Annotated in this window: 13 protein-coding genes and 1 riboswitch; of the genes, 12 read left to right on the plus strand and 1 reads right to left on the minus strand. The window is 40.6% G+C overall.

Annotated elements, in window-relative coordinates:
- Positions 1 to 8 precede the first annotated feature (8 nt).
- Positions 9 to 1,178, plus strand: coding sequence for a trans-sulfuration enzyme family protein (locus tag ACEXOE_RS20540; protein WP_394750739.1), 1,170 nt, complete (start codon positions 9 to 11; stop codon positions 1,176 to 1,178).
- An 80-nt stretch (positions 1,179 to 1,258) separates the two neighbouring features.
- Here the strand turns inward: ACEXOE_RS20540 and ACEXOE_RS20545 are convergent, their stop codons facing one another.
- Positions 1,259 to 1,795 (minus strand): lipocalin family protein, encoded by a 537-nt coding sequence (locus ACEXOE_RS20545; RefSeq protein ID WP_394750740.1) that lies wholly within the window; start codon positions 1,793 to 1,795, stop codon positions 1,259 to 1,261.
- A 107-nt stretch (positions 1,796 to 1,902) separates the two neighbouring features.
- On the opposite strand from ACEXOE_RS20545, the gene ACEXOE_RS20550 reads away from it, so the two are divergent.
- From ACEXOE_RS20550 to metH, 11 genes are all read left to right on the plus strand, one after another.
- A complete protein-coding gene (locus tag ACEXOE_RS20550) occupies positions 1,903 to 2,313 on the plus strand; it encodes an RrF2 family transcriptional regulator (RefSeq protein WP_394750741.1) in 411 nt (136 codons plus the stop codon).
- A gap of 186 nt (positions 2,314 to 2,499) precedes the next feature.
- The gene (locus ACEXOE_RS20555) at positions 2,500 to 2,763 is read left to right on the plus strand and encodes a DUF2061 domain-containing protein (protein ID WP_394750742.1); all 264 of its coding nucleotides are present in this window, start codon (positions 2,500 to 2,502) and stop codon (positions 2,761 to 2,763) included.
- 14 nt (positions 2,764 to 2,777) lie between these two features.
- A complete protein-coding gene (locus ACEXOE_RS20560) occupies positions 2,778 to 3,401 on the plus strand; it encodes a phosphoadenosine phosphosulfate reductase domain-containing protein (protein WP_394750743.1) in 624 nt (207 codons plus the stop codon).
- Positions 3,402 to 3,438: 37 nt separating this feature from the next.
- Positions 3,439 to 4,338: a sulfate adenylyltransferase subunit CysD gene (gene cysD, locus ACEXOE_RS20565; RefSeq protein WP_394750744.1), complete on the plus strand. Its 900-nt coding sequence runs from the start codon at positions 3,439 to 3,441 to the stop codon at positions 4,336 to 4,338.
- A gap of 20 nt (positions 4,339 to 4,358) precedes the next feature.
- Positions 4,359 to 5,606 (plus strand): sulfate adenylyltransferase subunit 1, encoded by a 1,248-nt coding sequence (locus tag ACEXOE_RS20570; protein WP_394750745.1) that lies wholly within the window; start codon positions 4,359 to 4,361, stop codon positions 5,604 to 5,606.
- 51 nt (positions 5,607 to 5,657) lie between these two features.
- The gene (locus ACEXOE_RS20575) at positions 5,658 to 7,754 is read left to right on the plus strand and encodes a HEPN domain-containing protein (RefSeq protein ID WP_394750746.1); all 2,097 of its coding nucleotides are present in this window, start codon (positions 5,658 to 5,660) and stop codon (positions 7,752 to 7,754) included.
- A gap of 1 nt (position 7,755) precedes the next feature.
- Positions 7,756 to 8,574: a uroporphyrinogen-III C-methyltransferase gene (cobA, locus tag ACEXOE_RS20580; protein ID WP_394750747.1), complete on the plus strand. Its 819-nt coding sequence runs from the start codon at positions 7,756 to 7,758 to the stop codon at positions 8,572 to 8,574.
- A 77-nt stretch (positions 8,575 to 8,651) separates the two neighbouring features.
- Positions 8,652 to 9,713, plus strand: a complete 1,062-nt coding sequence (locus ACEXOE_RS20585; protein ID WP_394750748.1) for an NAD(P)/FAD-dependent oxidoreductase — start codon at positions 8,652 to 8,654, stop codon at positions 9,711 to 9,713.
- 343 nt (positions 9,714 to 10,056) lie between these two features.
- A complete protein-coding gene (locus tag ACEXOE_RS20590; RefSeq protein ID WP_394750749.1) occupies positions 10,057 to 11,298 on the plus strand; it encodes a leucine-rich repeat domain-containing protein in 1,242 nt (413 codons plus the stop codon).
- Between the two features lie 152 nt (positions 11,299 to 11,450).
- A riboswitch (SAM riboswitch) is annotated at positions 11,451 to 11,576 on the plus strand.
- Between the two features lie 137 nt (positions 11,577 to 11,713).
- Positions 11,714 to 12,715, plus strand: coding sequence for a homocysteine S-methyltransferase family protein (locus ACEXOE_RS20595; RefSeq protein WP_394750750.1), 1,002 nt, complete (start codon positions 11,714 to 11,716; stop codon positions 12,713 to 12,715).
- Positions 12,716 to 12,743: 28 nt separating this feature from the next.
- Positions 12,744 to 15,473: a methionine synthase gene (metH, locus tag ACEXOE_RS20600; RefSeq protein WP_394750751.1), complete on the plus strand. Its 2,730-nt coding sequence runs from the start codon at positions 12,744 to 12,746 to the stop codon at positions 15,471 to 15,473.
- The last annotated feature ends 1 nt before the right edge of the window (position 15,474 follow it).

Genomic DNA, 15,474 nt, shown 5'->3' on the forward strand with positions numbered 1-15,474 from the left:
ATACGATCATGAAAAAGAAATTTGAAACAGAAGCCATACGGACCCACACAGAACGAACACAATTTTTAGAGCATACGACTCCAATGTATGTTACCTCAAGTTTTGTTTTTGAAGATGCCGAGGACATGCGGGCTTCCTTTGCCGAAGAGAAAGACAGAAATATATATTCGCGCTATTCCAACCCCAATTCTTCCGAGTTTATAGAAAAAGTATGCAAGATGGAAGGCGCAGAGGCCGGTTTTGCCTTTGCATCGGGTATGGCTGCCGTTTTCTCCACTTTTGCGGCTTTATTGGATAGTGGAGACCATATTATTTCGGCACGAAATATTTTTGGTTCCACCCATACTTTATTTACTAAATTCTTGCCCAAATGGAATATTACGGCCAGCTATTTTGATATTACCGCTTTGGATCAGATCGATGCCCTGGTGACGCCAAATACCAAAGTACTGTATGCCGAATCGCCTACCAATCCGGGGGTGGATATTTTAGATTTGGAAGCCTTGGGAAAAATTGCAAAAAAACATGGCTTGTTGTTGATTATTGATAATTGTTTTGCCTCTCCTTATCTGCAGCAGCCCATTAAGTATGGCGCTGATCTGGTCATTCATTCCGGGACGAAATTGATGGACGGTCAAGGACGTGTATTGGCAGGAATTACGGTAGGAAGTGCCGAATTAATGGATAAAGTATATCGCTTTTCGCGTATTACCGGACCCGCCTTGTCTCCCTTTAATGCATGGATATTGTCCAAAAGTCTTGAAACACTGGGGCTACGTGTGGATCGCCATTGTGAAAATGCCTTAAAAGTTGCTGAATTTTTAGAAAATCACCCTAAGGTAAATTGGGTGAAATACCCCTTTTTAAAATCACATCCCCAATATGAAGTGGCTAAAAAACAAATGAAAGCCGGAGGTTGCGTGGTCGCCTTTGAGATCAATGGGGGCGTAGCAGCGGGAAAACGATTTTTCAATGCCATAAAACTCTTATCCCTATCGGCAAATTTAGGCGACTCCAGAAGTATTGTAACACATCCAGCCTCCACAACGCATAGCAAGCTTTCCTCAGAAGAGCGGCAAGCTGGTGGTATCACGGATGGTATGGTGCGTTTATCGGTAGGTTTGGAACATTGCGATGATATTATTGCAGATGTAACCCAAGCCTTGGAAGAGGCTTAATAGGTAGCGAAATGGTGTATACTAGAAAAAAAAGGCCCAAAATCAGTGAATTTGGGCCTTTTTATGCTTAATTAAGATTACTATCTTGTTAATGTCATAGTATAGGTAGCAGATACGGATGAGGTAAATCCTAATTCAGATTCCGTTTCATCAATATCGACACGTAATGAAAGTCGATTTTCAGAGAATTCCGTAATATCAAAAGGAACATCTACACCATCGTCGGAGAAAATCAACTGATTGTTCTCAATGCGCCAGGTAGAAGTTTCAAAAAAATCTTCCCCAGGTACCTCCTCAGTTTCTGTAACTCCTGCTATTTCCGTAGTGATTACTGTAGTATAGCTTCCGCTACTGGTAACCATTTGCGGGTCGCCGGAAAAAGTAACCAAGGTGTCGAAATCCTGTCCGACCGCTGTAAAATTAGCATTGATTTCAAGACCTAGGGCATTACTTTCAACCCTACCGTTAGTCGTTTCTAATTCCACTAAATTCCAGTCGCCAAGGATATCCGTGGATGCCATTACCGGATCAATATCTACACCGGAGGAATCATCACTGTCACAAGAAGCTATAAAGAGCGTCAACGTAAAAAGAAAAATAAGATTTAGTTTTTTCATAGTTTTAAAATAAGGTTGATTTTAATCATGTTTACTTGCTGCTAACGCAAGATTTTATAAAAAAGTATTTAAAGCGGGTTTTTGCAATATTTCCCTATCTTAGTCCTATGCTATCCAAAAAAACCAAATACGGCCTTAAAGCGCTTGTTTTTCTTGCAAATCAAGAGCATAAAGTCCCCGTTCAAATTGCCGAAATTGCCAAACAAGAGAATATTTCACAAAAATTTCTGGAGACAATACTCCTCAGTTTGCGAAAAACAGGATTCTTAGGTTCAAAAAAAGGAAAAGGCGGTGGCTACTATTTAATTAAGGACCCGGCAGACATTCCGATGACCAGCGTCATGCGGGTTTTGGAAGGCCCTATAGCCATGGTGTCTTGCGTGAGTCTTAATTTTTACGAAAAATGTGATGATTGCGTGGATGAGAAAGAGTGTTCTGTCCATAAACTCATGCTACAAGTTCGGGATAGTGCCTTGGAAGTCTACCGTAACAATACCTTGGCCGATTTGATCAATTGATCTGCAATTTCGGATTAAAGAAGAATACTTCTTGTAATATTTCCAATAAATTCTCGTTTTTATTAATAATCTACTAAAACTATAGGGTAATAGGTAAAGTTGATGTTTTTTTAACGACTACTTCTATGAAATTGTTTTAATTTTGTTTTTCCTATTAAATCGATAGGGTATTAGAATTATCGCTTTATGATTACAGACCAATTCATTTTAAACAAAAAATCCGACAAAGGAAGTTATGCTTCCGATAGAAAGTCAGAGAAACCGAAACGAAGTGTGGCAAAGTCCATTAGTTGGAGGATAATAGGTACCTTAGATACCATAATTATTTCATGGATCATTACAGGGACGCTTACACTGGCATTTTCTATAGGCGCCGTTGAACTTTTTACAAAAATGATTTTGTATTTCTTTCATGAGCGTGCCTGGAATAGAATTGGATGGGGAAAATAATAAAAAACAAGAGCATGAATTTTACCTTAACACAGATACAAGAACTCAATAACACCTATAGGGATCGTAGTCCGGAAGAAATTATCTCTTGGGCGATCAATACTAGTGGAAAGTCGATCATAACTACAAATTTCAGACCCTATGAAGTCGCAATTCTTCATGCTGTGGCTTCCGTGGATAACGAAATAGAAGTCATTTGGTGCGATACGGGATACAATACGCCCAACACCTATAGGCATGCAGAAGACTTAATTGAACGATTGGGCTTGAACATAAAATTATACGTTCCCAAACAGACCTCTTCCCATAGGGATGTGCTTATGGGGATTCCTGGAATTGACGACCCCAAGCATGGGGAATTTACAGAACAAGTAAAGTTGGAGCCGTTTCGAAGAGCGATGGCAGAACATCAACCCGATCTTTGGTTTACCAACTTAAGGAAAGGGCAAACGGCCTTGCGGGATAGTTTGGATATTTTTAGCCTAAGTAAGGATGGGGTTTTAAAAGTGAGTCCTTTTTATCATTGGGACGATGCACAGTTGGATGCATATCTGACAGAACATAAATTGCCCAATGAGCATAAATATTTTGACCCTACAAAAGTGTTGGAAAATAGAGAATGTGGATTACATTCTTAACGAAAAGAAGAGAACAAAGAACTAAAATAAAGAACAAGTGAAAGATACGTCACACATCAATGCGTTGGAAAACGAAGCCATTTATATCATGAGGGAAGTGGCAGCGCAATTTGAAAAGCCGGTACTGTTGTTTTCTGGAGGGAAGGACTCCATTACATTGGTACGTTTGGCGCAGAAGGCATTTTATCCTGCCAAGATTCCGTTTCCTTTGATGCATATAGATACGGGACATAATTTTCCGGAAACTATTGAATTCAGAGATCGATTGGTAAAGGAATTGGGCTTGGAATTGATTGTCCGCAATGTACAGGATTCCATTGATCAAGGAAAAGTGAAAGAGGAATCGGGAAGATATTCCAGCAGAAACTCCTTGCAAACAACCACACTTTTGGATGCCATTGAAGAATTTAAATTTGATGCTTGTATCGGTGGGGCAAGAAGAGATGAAGAAAAGGCACGGGCCAAAGAACGTATTTTTTCAGTACGTGACGATTTTGGACAATGGGACGAGAAAAGTCAGCGCCCAGAATTGTTCGATATGTTGAACGGACAAATTGAACTGGGACAAAATGTGCGTGTTTTTCCAATTTCCAACTGGACGGAATTGGATGTTTGGTCCTATATCCAAAAAGAGGAAATAGAGATTCCATCCATTTATTTCGCGCACAAAAGAAAAGTCTTCTTACGCGATGGTCTAATATGGTCGCATTCGGATTATGTGTATCAGGAAGAAGATGAAGAAGTGTTGGAAAGAATGGTGCGTTTTAGAACTGTTGGCGATATGAGTTGTACCGCTGCTGTGTATTCGGACGCAACGGATATCGCTTCCGTGGTTGAAGAAATTAGAAGCTCAACAATTTCGGAAAGAGGCGCCCGTATCGATGATAAAAGATCCGAGGCGGCTATGGAAAAAAGAAAACAACAAGGATATTTTTAATCGGATCAAGTAAGAGAATAATGGAAGTACTAAAAATAGCAACGGCAGGAAGTGTGGATGATGGGAAAAGTACCTTGATCGGTAGAATCCTATACGATACAAAATCGCTTACCACGGATAAATTGGAGGCCATAGAGAAAACCAGTAAACAAAAAGGATACGATTATCTGGATTTTTCGCTGGCTACTGATGGTCTTGTCGCCGAACGTGAGCAGGGAATTACTATTGATGTGGCTCATATTTACTTTTCAACAGCAAAGAAAAGTTATATCATAGCCGATACTCCGGGACATGTAGAATACACAAGGAATATGGTGACCGGAGCCTCAACCTCCCAAGCAGCAATTATTCTGATCGATGCGAGAAAAGGAGTTATTGAACAAACAAATCGTCATTTTTTTATCAATAATCTATTGCGGATCAAAGACGTTATTGTCGCCATTAATAAAATGGATTTGGTCGATTATTCGGAAGAGAAGTACAATGCGATCAAGGCAGATTTCGAGGAATTGATGAGCAAACGGGATTACCAAGGGCAAAACATCACCTTTATACCTGTAAGTGCCTTAAAAGGCGATAATGTAGTGAATGCTTCAGAGAATACACCATGGTATAATGGAACTACCTTGTTGGAACATCTGGAAAATTTAGATCGAAAAGATATTTACAATAGCGGAACCCCTAGATTTCCAGTGCAATATGTTATCCGACCAAAAACGGAAGAGTATCACGATTTTAGAGGCTTTGCCGGAAAAGTGTATGGAGGAGAGTTGAGTGTAGGCGATGAGGTAGTGGCCTTACCTTCCCAAACGACTTCCAGAATCAAAGAAATCTATTTCTACGACAAACCCTATCAAACGGCATCCAGACGTTCTTCGGTTACCATTACCCTAGAAGATGAAATCAATGTAAGTAGAGGGGATATGTTGGTAAAAGCAGGAGACCTGCCTACGATCGACAAACAGTTTACGGCAACGGTTTCTTGGATGGATTCTCAAAAGATGACTCCCGGAAGTAAGTTTATTATTCAACATGGCGTAAACAAGGTATTGGCCAAAGTGGCTGATATTCATCACAAAATACATCCAGATTACTCAGGGATTGATACCGATATCGATGCTTTGGGAATGAACGATATTGCTAAAGTGACCTTTAAATTGAACAAGCCTATTTTCTTTGACCCGTTCAAAGAACACAGGACCAATGGGTCATTTATCTTAATAGATACACAGTCGAATAATACCGTTGGTGCAGGATTTATAAGTTAAACTCCAATAATAGGTCAAGCAAGTACAGTACCCTAAAATACAGAAGAAGAAATGCAAAGTTTTAGAACAGAAATAGAAAATCCGGTTGTTGAAAAGGATATCATAGAATTGGAAGCAAAAATTCGCCAGTTTCACGAAGGGAAATTGGACGAGGAGAAATTCCGCAGTTTACGATTGGCTAGAGGTGTCTATGGTCAACGTCAGGAAGGAGTTCAAATGATCCGTATTAAATTGCCTTATGGGAAGGTCAGTTCCAAGCAATTGAAGCGTATCTGTGATGTTTCTGATGAATATTCCAGGGGTCGCTTGCACATCACGACCCGTCAGGATATCCAGATCCATTATGTGGATCTAAACAGAACTCCTGAACTATGGGCAGAATTGGAGCGAGATGATGTAACCTTGCGCGAAGCTTGTGGAAATACGGTACGTAACGTAACGGCCAGTGAAACTGCTGGAATCGATGTAAACGAACCTTTTGATGTTTCTCCTTATGCCCATGCCCTGTTTCAATATTTCTTGAGAAATCCTATTTCCCAAGAAATGGGAAGAAAGTTTAAAGTGTCTTTTTCCGCAAGTGATGCCGATACCGGACTTTCCTATATGCATGATCTAGGTTTTATTGCCAAAATAGAAAATGGAGTAGTAGGATTCAAAGTGATGTTGGGCGGAGGTCTGGGATCGCAGCCGCGTCACGCTGATGTATTGTACGATTTCTTGCCTTCGGAAAAGATTATTCCCTTGATGGAAGGCGTGGTACGTGTTTTTGACCGTTATGGAGAACGAAAAAGTAGAGCAAAAGCAAGAATGAAGTTCTTGTTAAAAGATATTGGATTGGATGGTTTTAAACGATTGTTGGAGGAAGAACAAAAAGCAATTCCATTTGATGTGTACCCTGTTGATGCCGAGGCCTATCCTAAAGTACAAGTTGCTGAAGTAGCGGTGCCGGAAACCACTATTGAGGATACTCAAGCTTTTGAGCAATGGAAGACAACCAATGTGATTCCACAAAAGCAAGAAGGATATGTAGCCATAGGAATTAAGGTTCTTTTAGGTGATTTTTATACGGATAAGGCCCGTTTATTGGCAGATTTGGTACAACAGTATGCCGCGGGAGAATTGCGACTTTCCTTACGTCAAAATATTTTGATTCCTTATGTAAAGGAAGCATTGGTGCCCTTTTTCTACAAAGCGTTGAAAAAATTGGATTTTGTAGAAGCAGGATATAACAAAGCATTGGATATCACGGCTTGTCCAGGGACAGATACTTGTAATTTAGGTATTGCAAGTAGTACAGGTATTGCAGCGGAGTTGGAGCGTGTTATTAAGGCGGAATATCCACAATATATCAATAATACAGATGTAGTCATTAAGATCAGTGGATGTATGAACGCCTGCGGACAACACAATATGGCCAATATAGGTTTTCAGGGAATGTCCGTTAGAACCAAGGATAAATTGGTTGCTCCGGCACTACAAGTATTGTTGGGAGGTGGAAACTATGGCGATGGAAAAGGCCGTTTTGCAGACAAAGTCGTTAAGATACCTAGTAAAAGAGGTCCGGAAGCATTGCGATTGATTTTGAACGATTTTGAAGCCAATGGAAATGGAGCCAAGTTTGTAGATTATTATGTGGCTAAAGGAGAGCATTATTTTTATGATTTCTTAAAACCACTATCTGATATTGAGAATTTGACCGCAGAAGATTTTATCGACTGGGGAAATTCAGAGAAATATGTAAAGGCTATTGGCGTAGGAGAATGTGCTGGGGTAGTAATCGATTTGATCGCAACACTTTTGTTTGAAAGTGAGGAGAAAATACAGAATGCCCAAGACAGATTGCAAGAGCAGAAATGGGCTGCCAGTATCTATTATTCCTATACGTCTATGGTAAACTCTGCCAAGGCATTGTTAACGGCAGAAGGAAAAAAGACCAATACCCATGCTGGTATTATAAAAGATTTTAATACCTTCTTTATTGCAAATGGAAGAATCCCAATGGAAGGTTCTTTTGAGGATTTTGCATTGCAATTGAATAAAAATAGACCAACTGAAGATTTTGCCCAGCGTTATTTGGCAGATGCCAAAACATTCTTGGGGAAAGTGCAGGCTTTTAGAGAAGAAGAATTGGTAGCAGCTCAGAATTAGTATGGATTCCCAAAACAATCATCACAATTTAACTTCAGGAAATAAGGCTCGTCTTACCGTGGTAGGAGCGGGACCTGGAGATGTGGAATTGATTACCTTAAAGGCAATCAAGGCTTTGCAACAGGCCGATGTGGTACTTTACGATGCTTTGGTGAATCCTGAATTATTGGAGTATGCTAAGCAGGCAGAGCATATCTTTGTAGGGAAACGAAAAGGATGTTATGCATACCAACAAGAGCAAATTAATGAGTTGATCGTAAGTCGCGCAAAGTCCCACGGTCATGTGGTACGTTTAAAAGGAGGAGATCCTTTTGTTTTTGGAAGGGGAGCAGAAGAAATGGAATATGCTGCGAGTTTTGGGGTAGCTGTCCATATGGTACCAGGGATTTCCTCTTCGGTAGCCGTTCCTGCCGCACAACATATTCCGGTAACAAAAAGAGGCGCAACAGAAAGCTTCTGGGTCATTACGGGAACGACAAAAAAACATGAACTATCGCAAGATGTATATCTGGCTGCTAAATCCAATGCCACGGTAGTTATTTTAATGGGAATGAGTAAATTGCCTAAAATTGTACAATTGTTCAAGGAAGAAGGCAAATCGGAAATGCAGATCGCCATTGTGCAGAATGGAACCCGGGAAGATGAAAAGATAGGAATTGGAACTATTGCGACTATAGAAAAGGAAGTAAAAAGACAGCAACTGACAAACCCTGCCATTATTATTATTGGGGAAGTCGTAGGGCATAGGGAAGCTTTAGAAGCAGCAATGGCCCAATATCATACGAAAAAGGAAGATAATATCGTTTTAAAAGAAGATTAATTATAAAGTAGAAATAGATAGTGATAAGAAATTATCCTATATGGGGATTGGTATCCCAAGTGTAAAATTGAGAAGTAATGATAAAGACAGATATATTGATTATCGGAGCAGGCCCCACAGGTTTGTTTACAGTTTTTGAAGCAGGATTGTTAAAATTAAAGACACATTTAATCGATGCTTTGCCACAACCAGGTGGACAATGCTCGGAGATATATCCTAAAAAACCTATTTATGACATCCCTGCATTTCCAGAAATATTAGCTGGGGATTTGGTAGATAATCTAATGGAACAGATAAAGCCTTTTGAGCCTGGATTTACGTTGGGCGAACGCGCTGAAACTTTAGAACGTTTGGAAGATGATTCTTTTGTGGTTACCACAAATAAAGGTACAAAGCATAATGCCCCAGTTGTAGTTATTGCAGGAGGATTGGGGTCCTTTGAACCAAGAAAACCTCCCATTTCCAATATTCAGGATTTTGAGGATAGAGGTGTGGCTTATATGATCAAAGACCCTGAAGTATATCGCGACAAGAAAGTGGTGATTGCCGGCGGTGGGGATTCTGCCTTGGATTGGGCAATCTTCTTAGCCGATGTTGCAGAGGAGGTATCTTTGGTACACCGTAGAAATGAATTCCGGGGAGCTTTGGATTCCGTTGAAAAAGCATCGGAATTGGCCAAATTGGGAAAAATTAATCTATTCACTGAGGCTGAGGTAAAAGAATTGCATGGAGCCAATGCATTGGAAGCGGTAACCATTAAACACAATGATGCTGAAAAGGGTACCACACTTCTTGAGGTAGATAATTTTATTCCGCTATTTGGTTTGTCTCCAAAATTAGGACCTATAGGGAATTGGGGCTTGGAAATCGAGAAAAATGCCATTAAGGTAAACAATGCCAAAGATTATCAAACCAATGTACCTGGTGTATTTGCTATTGGTGATGTGAATACCTATCCTGGAAAATTAAAATTGATCTTATCCGGTTTCCATGAAGCCGCGGTAATGTGTCAGTTTGCCTATCAAATCATTAACCCGAACAAACGTTTTGTCATGAAATATACAACCGTTGGTGGGGTCGAAGGATTTGATGGTTCCAAAAAAGAAGCAAAGAAAGAGGTGGTACAAAGTATTGTATAAGCCTTAAAAATAATTGTTGTTAAATGCCTGATAGGAATTCAATTCCTATCAGGCATTTTTATATACAATACAGGCGTATAGCTTTCATTGACCCCGGATAGTTGGCGAAAAACGTATTTTAAAAACTTTGCAATAGGCCAATACCGTACACAATCTACTACAACTGGTCCCGATGTATACAATTGTGCATATCAGGATTAGATGCAACATATTGGAAATCAATATGTAAAAATGTTTCTGGCAGAAAATGTCTTTTTACACCAATGCTTTGGTAGTATGGGCGCAATATTTGCAATGTACTTTGCGTTAAAATTTTTTAACCAACCTTAATTTAAAATGTACGATGAATAAAAAATCCCTCTTAACGCTAGTTGTCTTTTTTGCGGCCCTTGCAGTGGCTTTTGCGCAAAAAGGTAAAGAGTATGATGATTTGGAAGAAGCTTTGGCCAATCCTGAAAAAGTATATTACCTTAGTTTGGAAGATGAAATAGCGCAATTGCCGGAGGCTTTTAAAGGCCTTGTGAATTTGGATACTTTGGTTTTTGAAGCGGAAGGTCTTGAGGCTTTTCCAGAAATTGTCTTTGAATTGCCAAAGCTGCGCTACTTGGAAGTTTTGGAACTTGACTTTAAATCCATTCCAGAGAGTATTGGGAATCTAAGCTCCCTGGAAACCCTGTATTGGGAAGATACCGAAGTGAAAACACTGCCTTCTGGCCTGGCAAGACTTACAAAGCTTAAAGATGTGTCGTTCGCGGGTAATGAATTGACAGAATTGTCAAATTTTACAGGAGGAATGAAAGCTTTGGAAGATTTGGATTTTTCAAGCAATTCCCTTCTCATTGTTCCTGATTTTATTTACGATATTAACACCTTGACCAGTTTCCGTTGGGGAGGAAATGAAATTACCGAACTTTCGGAACGGCTTGGGGATTTAAAAAATTTGATAAGCATTCATCTCGGAAATAATAAATTGACCGCTTTTCCGGAAAGTATTGGGAAGTTGACCAAAATGCGTTGGGCATATGCTTCGAACAACGAGATAAAAGTGTTGCCAGAGTCCTTCGGGAACCTCGTAAATCTTGAAAAAATTGAATTGAAATTCAATCGTCTGGAAGGCCTTCCAAAGTCCATAGGCAACCTGACAAAACTCAAAACCATAGATCTAAGACGCAATAGCCTCTCCGAGTTGCCGGAATCTATAGGGAAGTTGCTCGACTTAAAAGAACTGAATCTTTCCATGAACCAGTTGAAAAGTCTGCCAGAATCCCTGGGAAATCTGTCCAAACTGAGAAAACTTGACCTGAGCGAAAACAAAATAGGAAGTTTGCCCAATTCCCTATCGGCTTTGACCAAATTGGAAAAACTAAATCTGAGCAAGAATGGCATAGAAGATTTATCTGCTACCTTATCAGCCTTGATCGAATTGGAAGAATTGGATCTGAGTCATAATAAGCTCAAAACCCTGCCCAATTTTATTTTAAGACTTCCCAAATTGCGGAAACTCCGGTTGCATGGGAATGCCTTTTCACCGGAAGAACGAAAACGAATCAAATCCATAGATATGAAGGTGAAAATCTATCTATAGTAGCATTCAATATCATTGAATACAACTGCACTGGGCCTATCTTGGTGCAGTTTTTTAATTTTTAATCTTTTCCCTATAAAAAACAGGAACTTTCTTTGCTTTTAAAAGAACTGTACCGTTACTTTGCAACTTAGTTCATAAACAAGCTGAAATTGTTATCAAGAAAGGTGGAGGGAATAGACCCTATGAAACCTTAGCAACCCTTTACTTCCTAAAGAAGGTGCTACGTTCTATCTTTAAATTCAATTCCTTTGAAAGGCTTTAAAGACAGATAACTCAAACGAGACGTTAGGTCTACGATTTTTCCTTACTTGATATACAAATTAATGCTATCACAATTCATGTGATGCTAAAACTTTGTGGCTTCTTTCCAAAATAGTGAAGGAGACCATGGGGCATAAGGAAATAAAGGAAAATGAAAAAGATTACAGAATTACTGAAAGAACGTGTACTGGTGCTTGATGGGGCTATGGGGACCATGTTACAACGCTATAAATTTACGGAGGAAGATTTCAGGGGAGAACGATTTAAAGATTGGGAACATCCTTTGCAGGGAAACAATGATTTGTTGTCCCTGACACAGCCTCATGCCATTGCGGAGGTGCATCGACAGTATTTCGCTGTTGGGGCGGATATTGTGGAAACCAATACATTTTCGGGAACCACCGTAGCCATGGCAGATTATCACATGGAAGATTTGGTCTATGAGCTCAATTATGAATCCGCCCGAATTGCAAGGGAAGTAGCCGATGAATTTACGGCTAAGGAGCCACATAAACCAAGGTTTGTTGCTGGAAGTATGGGACCTACCAACAAAACAGCAAGTATGTCTCCAGATGTAAATGATCCGGGCTTTAGGGCCATTTCCTTTGAAGAATTGAAAGTGGCCTACAAACAGCAGGCAGAAGCCCTTTTGGATGGAGGGGCCGATATCCTTTTAGTGGAAACCGTTTTTGATACACTTAACGCGAAGGCTGCTCTCTTTGCCATAGAAGAAATTAAGGAGGAAAGAAACATCAAAGTACCCATTATGATAAGCGGAACCATTACAGATGCGTCGGGAAGAACGCTCTCTGGACAAACCGCAGAGGCATTTTTAATTTCAGTATCACATATCGATGTCCTGTCTATCGGATTTAATTGTGCCTTGGGGGCAAATCAATTGGTGCCTCATTTAGAGGTGTTATCGGCCAAAACCAAAAATGCTGTTTCTGCCCACCCCAATGCCGGGTTGCCCAATGCATTTGGGGAATACGATGAAACTCCGGAGCAAATGGCGGATCAAATCAAAGAGTATCTGGAAAAAGGGCTGGTGAATATCGTAGGAGGATGCTGCGGTACCACCCCGGAGCACATCCAGAAAATGGCAGATTTGGTTAAGAAATATGACCCTAGAGCTGTGGAGGCGGCACTTTAAAGCATGTATTACGGCAAAGGAAGGTAAAATGATAGTAGATAATAGTAGGGAATCATCAGTAGTTAAGGAGCAGCAATCCGAACGCTATTTAAAATTGTCAGGCTTAGAGCCATTGGTGATTACACCCGATAGCAATTTCGTAAATGTCGGAGAGCGCACCAATGTGGCAGGATCTAGAAAATTCCTCCGATTGATCAAAGAGCGAAAGTTTGAAGAAGCACTGGATATTGCCAGAAATCAGGTAGAAGGCGGGGCACAGATCATAGATATTAACATGGATGATGGTCTTATAGACGGAAAAGAAGCCATGGTAAAGTTTTTGAATTTGATTATCGCCGAACCCGATATTGCCCGTGTACCTATTATGATCGATAGTTCCAAATGGGAAATCATTGAAGCAGGCCTTCAAGTAGTACAGGGCAAATGTGTGGTCAATTCTATTAGCCTGAAAGAAGGAGAAGAGGAATTTATCCATCATGCCAAGCTCATAAAGCGGTATGGGGCAGCGGTTATTATTATGGCTTTTGATGAGGTAGGGCAAGCAGATAATTATGAAAGGCGTATAGAAATATCAAAACGATCCTATGATATTTTGGTTAATAAAGTAGGATTTCCTCCTGAAGATATCATATTTGATCTCAATATTTTTCCAGTGGCTACTGGAATGGATGAGCATAAGCGGAATGCAATCGATTTTATCGAAGCTACCAAGTGGGTGCGCCAAAATCTTCCACATTGTAGCGTAAGTGGTGGGGTTAGTAATGTTTCCTTCAGTTTTAGAGGGAATAACCCTGTACGGGAAGCTATGCACTCGGTGTTTTTATACCATGCCATACAAGCAGGAATGAACATGGGGATTGTAAATCCGGCGATGTTAGAGGTATATGATGATATCCCAAAGGATCTGTTGGAATATGTAGAGGATGTTGTTCTAAATAGACGGGACGATGCCACAGAGCGCTTGTTGGATTTCGCAGAAACGGTGGTCGGCAAGGCTAAAGAGAATAAAGTAGATCTTTCTTGGAGGGAAGAGCCTTTACAAAATAGAATTACCCGTGCCCTGGTAAAGGGAATTGATCAGTACATTGAAGAAGATGTGGAAGAAGCCCGTATTGCCGCAAGCAAACCTATAGAGGTCATTGAAGGACATTTAATGACGGGGATGAATGTAGTGGGAGACCTCTTTGGAAGTGGAAAAATGTTCTTGCCCCAAGTAGTGAAATCGGCAAGGGTAATGAAAAAGGCAGTGGCTCATTTGCTCCCGTATATTGAAGAGGAAAAACTAAAGAATCCACAAACAGCAGGGGCCGATAATGCTGGAAAAATCCTCATGGCTACGGTAAAAGGGGATGTGCATGATATTGGAAAAAATATTGTGAGTGTCGTATTGGCCTGTAATAATTATGAAATTGTGGATTTAGGGGTGATGGTACCTCCAGAAAAAATTATCAATGCGGCTAAGGAAGAAAATGTAGATGTCATAGGATTGAGTGGTCTGATCACCCCATCATTGGATGAAATGGTTTTCTTGGCGAAAGAGATGGAACGTCAAAATTTCAAAGTGCCTTTGCTTATTGGAGGCGCTACGACAAGTAAGGCCCATACCGCTGTGAAAATAGACCCGCAATATAGCAGTGCCGTTGTGCATGTAAACGATGCCTCTAGAGCAGTGACTGTTGTAGGGGATTTGCTGCAAAAAGAAAGTGCCAAAGCGTACAAGGAATCGCTAAAGATGGATTATGAAGAATTCCGTGATAAATTTTTAAAGCGCACCAAAAAGAAGGAATACAAAACGATCGAAGCGGCAAGAAAGAATAAGTTTGCCATAGACTGGAATACCACAAACATCATAAAACCTGCCACTTTAGGGGTACAGGTCATCGACGGACTTTCGTTGGAAAAACTCATCGATTTTATAGATTGGACCCCCTTTTTTAGAAGTTGGGACCTCCATGGAAAATATCCGGATATTCTGTCCGATACGGTTGTGGGCGAACAGGCAACAGAGCTTTTTGCAGATGCCCAAAAGATGCTAAAAGAAATATTGAAAGAAAAGCAACTGACGGCTAAAGCCGTTTTCGGATTGTTTCAGGCCAATACGGTCAATGATGATGATATTAGTTTGAAGAATGAAGCCGGTAAAGATTTTGTTTTTAGAACCCTGAGGCAGCAACTACAAAGACGGGAAGGCGTCCCAGATTATGCATTGGCCGACTTTATTGCGCCTAAGGAATCCGGCATCCAAGATTATATAGGGTGTTTTTGCGTGAGTACAGGTTTTGGGACTGCGGAACGGGCTGCGGCTTATGAAAAGAATTTGGACGATTACAGTGCTATTATGGTCAAGGCGCTTGCAGATCGTCTGGCCGAGGCTTTTGCCGAGTATTTGCACAAAGAAGTAAGGACTTTGCATTGGGGCTATGCGGCCAATGAAACCCTATCCAATACGGAATTGATCAATGAAGCCTATAAAGGAATCCGTCCAGCACCAGGATATCCTGCCTGTCCGGATCATTTGGAAAAATTAACCCTCTGGGAACTTTTGGAAGTGGAGGAACGCATTGGGGTAAAACTAACGGAAAGTTTGGCCATGTGGCCGGCGGCTAGTGTCAGCGGATATTATTTTGCCAATCCTGAAGCCAAATATTTTGGTTTGGGGAAGATCAAGGAAGATCAGGTATCCGACTTTGCCCAAAGAAAAGGTATTTCAACAAAGGAGGCTACCAAATGGCTTTCGCCCAATATAGCAGATGATTAGA

Origin of the sequence: Spongiimicrobium salis, assembly GCF_043678055.1 — a bacterium.
Taxonomy (GTDB): Bacteria; Bacteroidota; Bacteroidia; order Flavobacteriales; family Flavobacteriaceae; genus Spongiimicrobium; species Spongiimicrobium salis.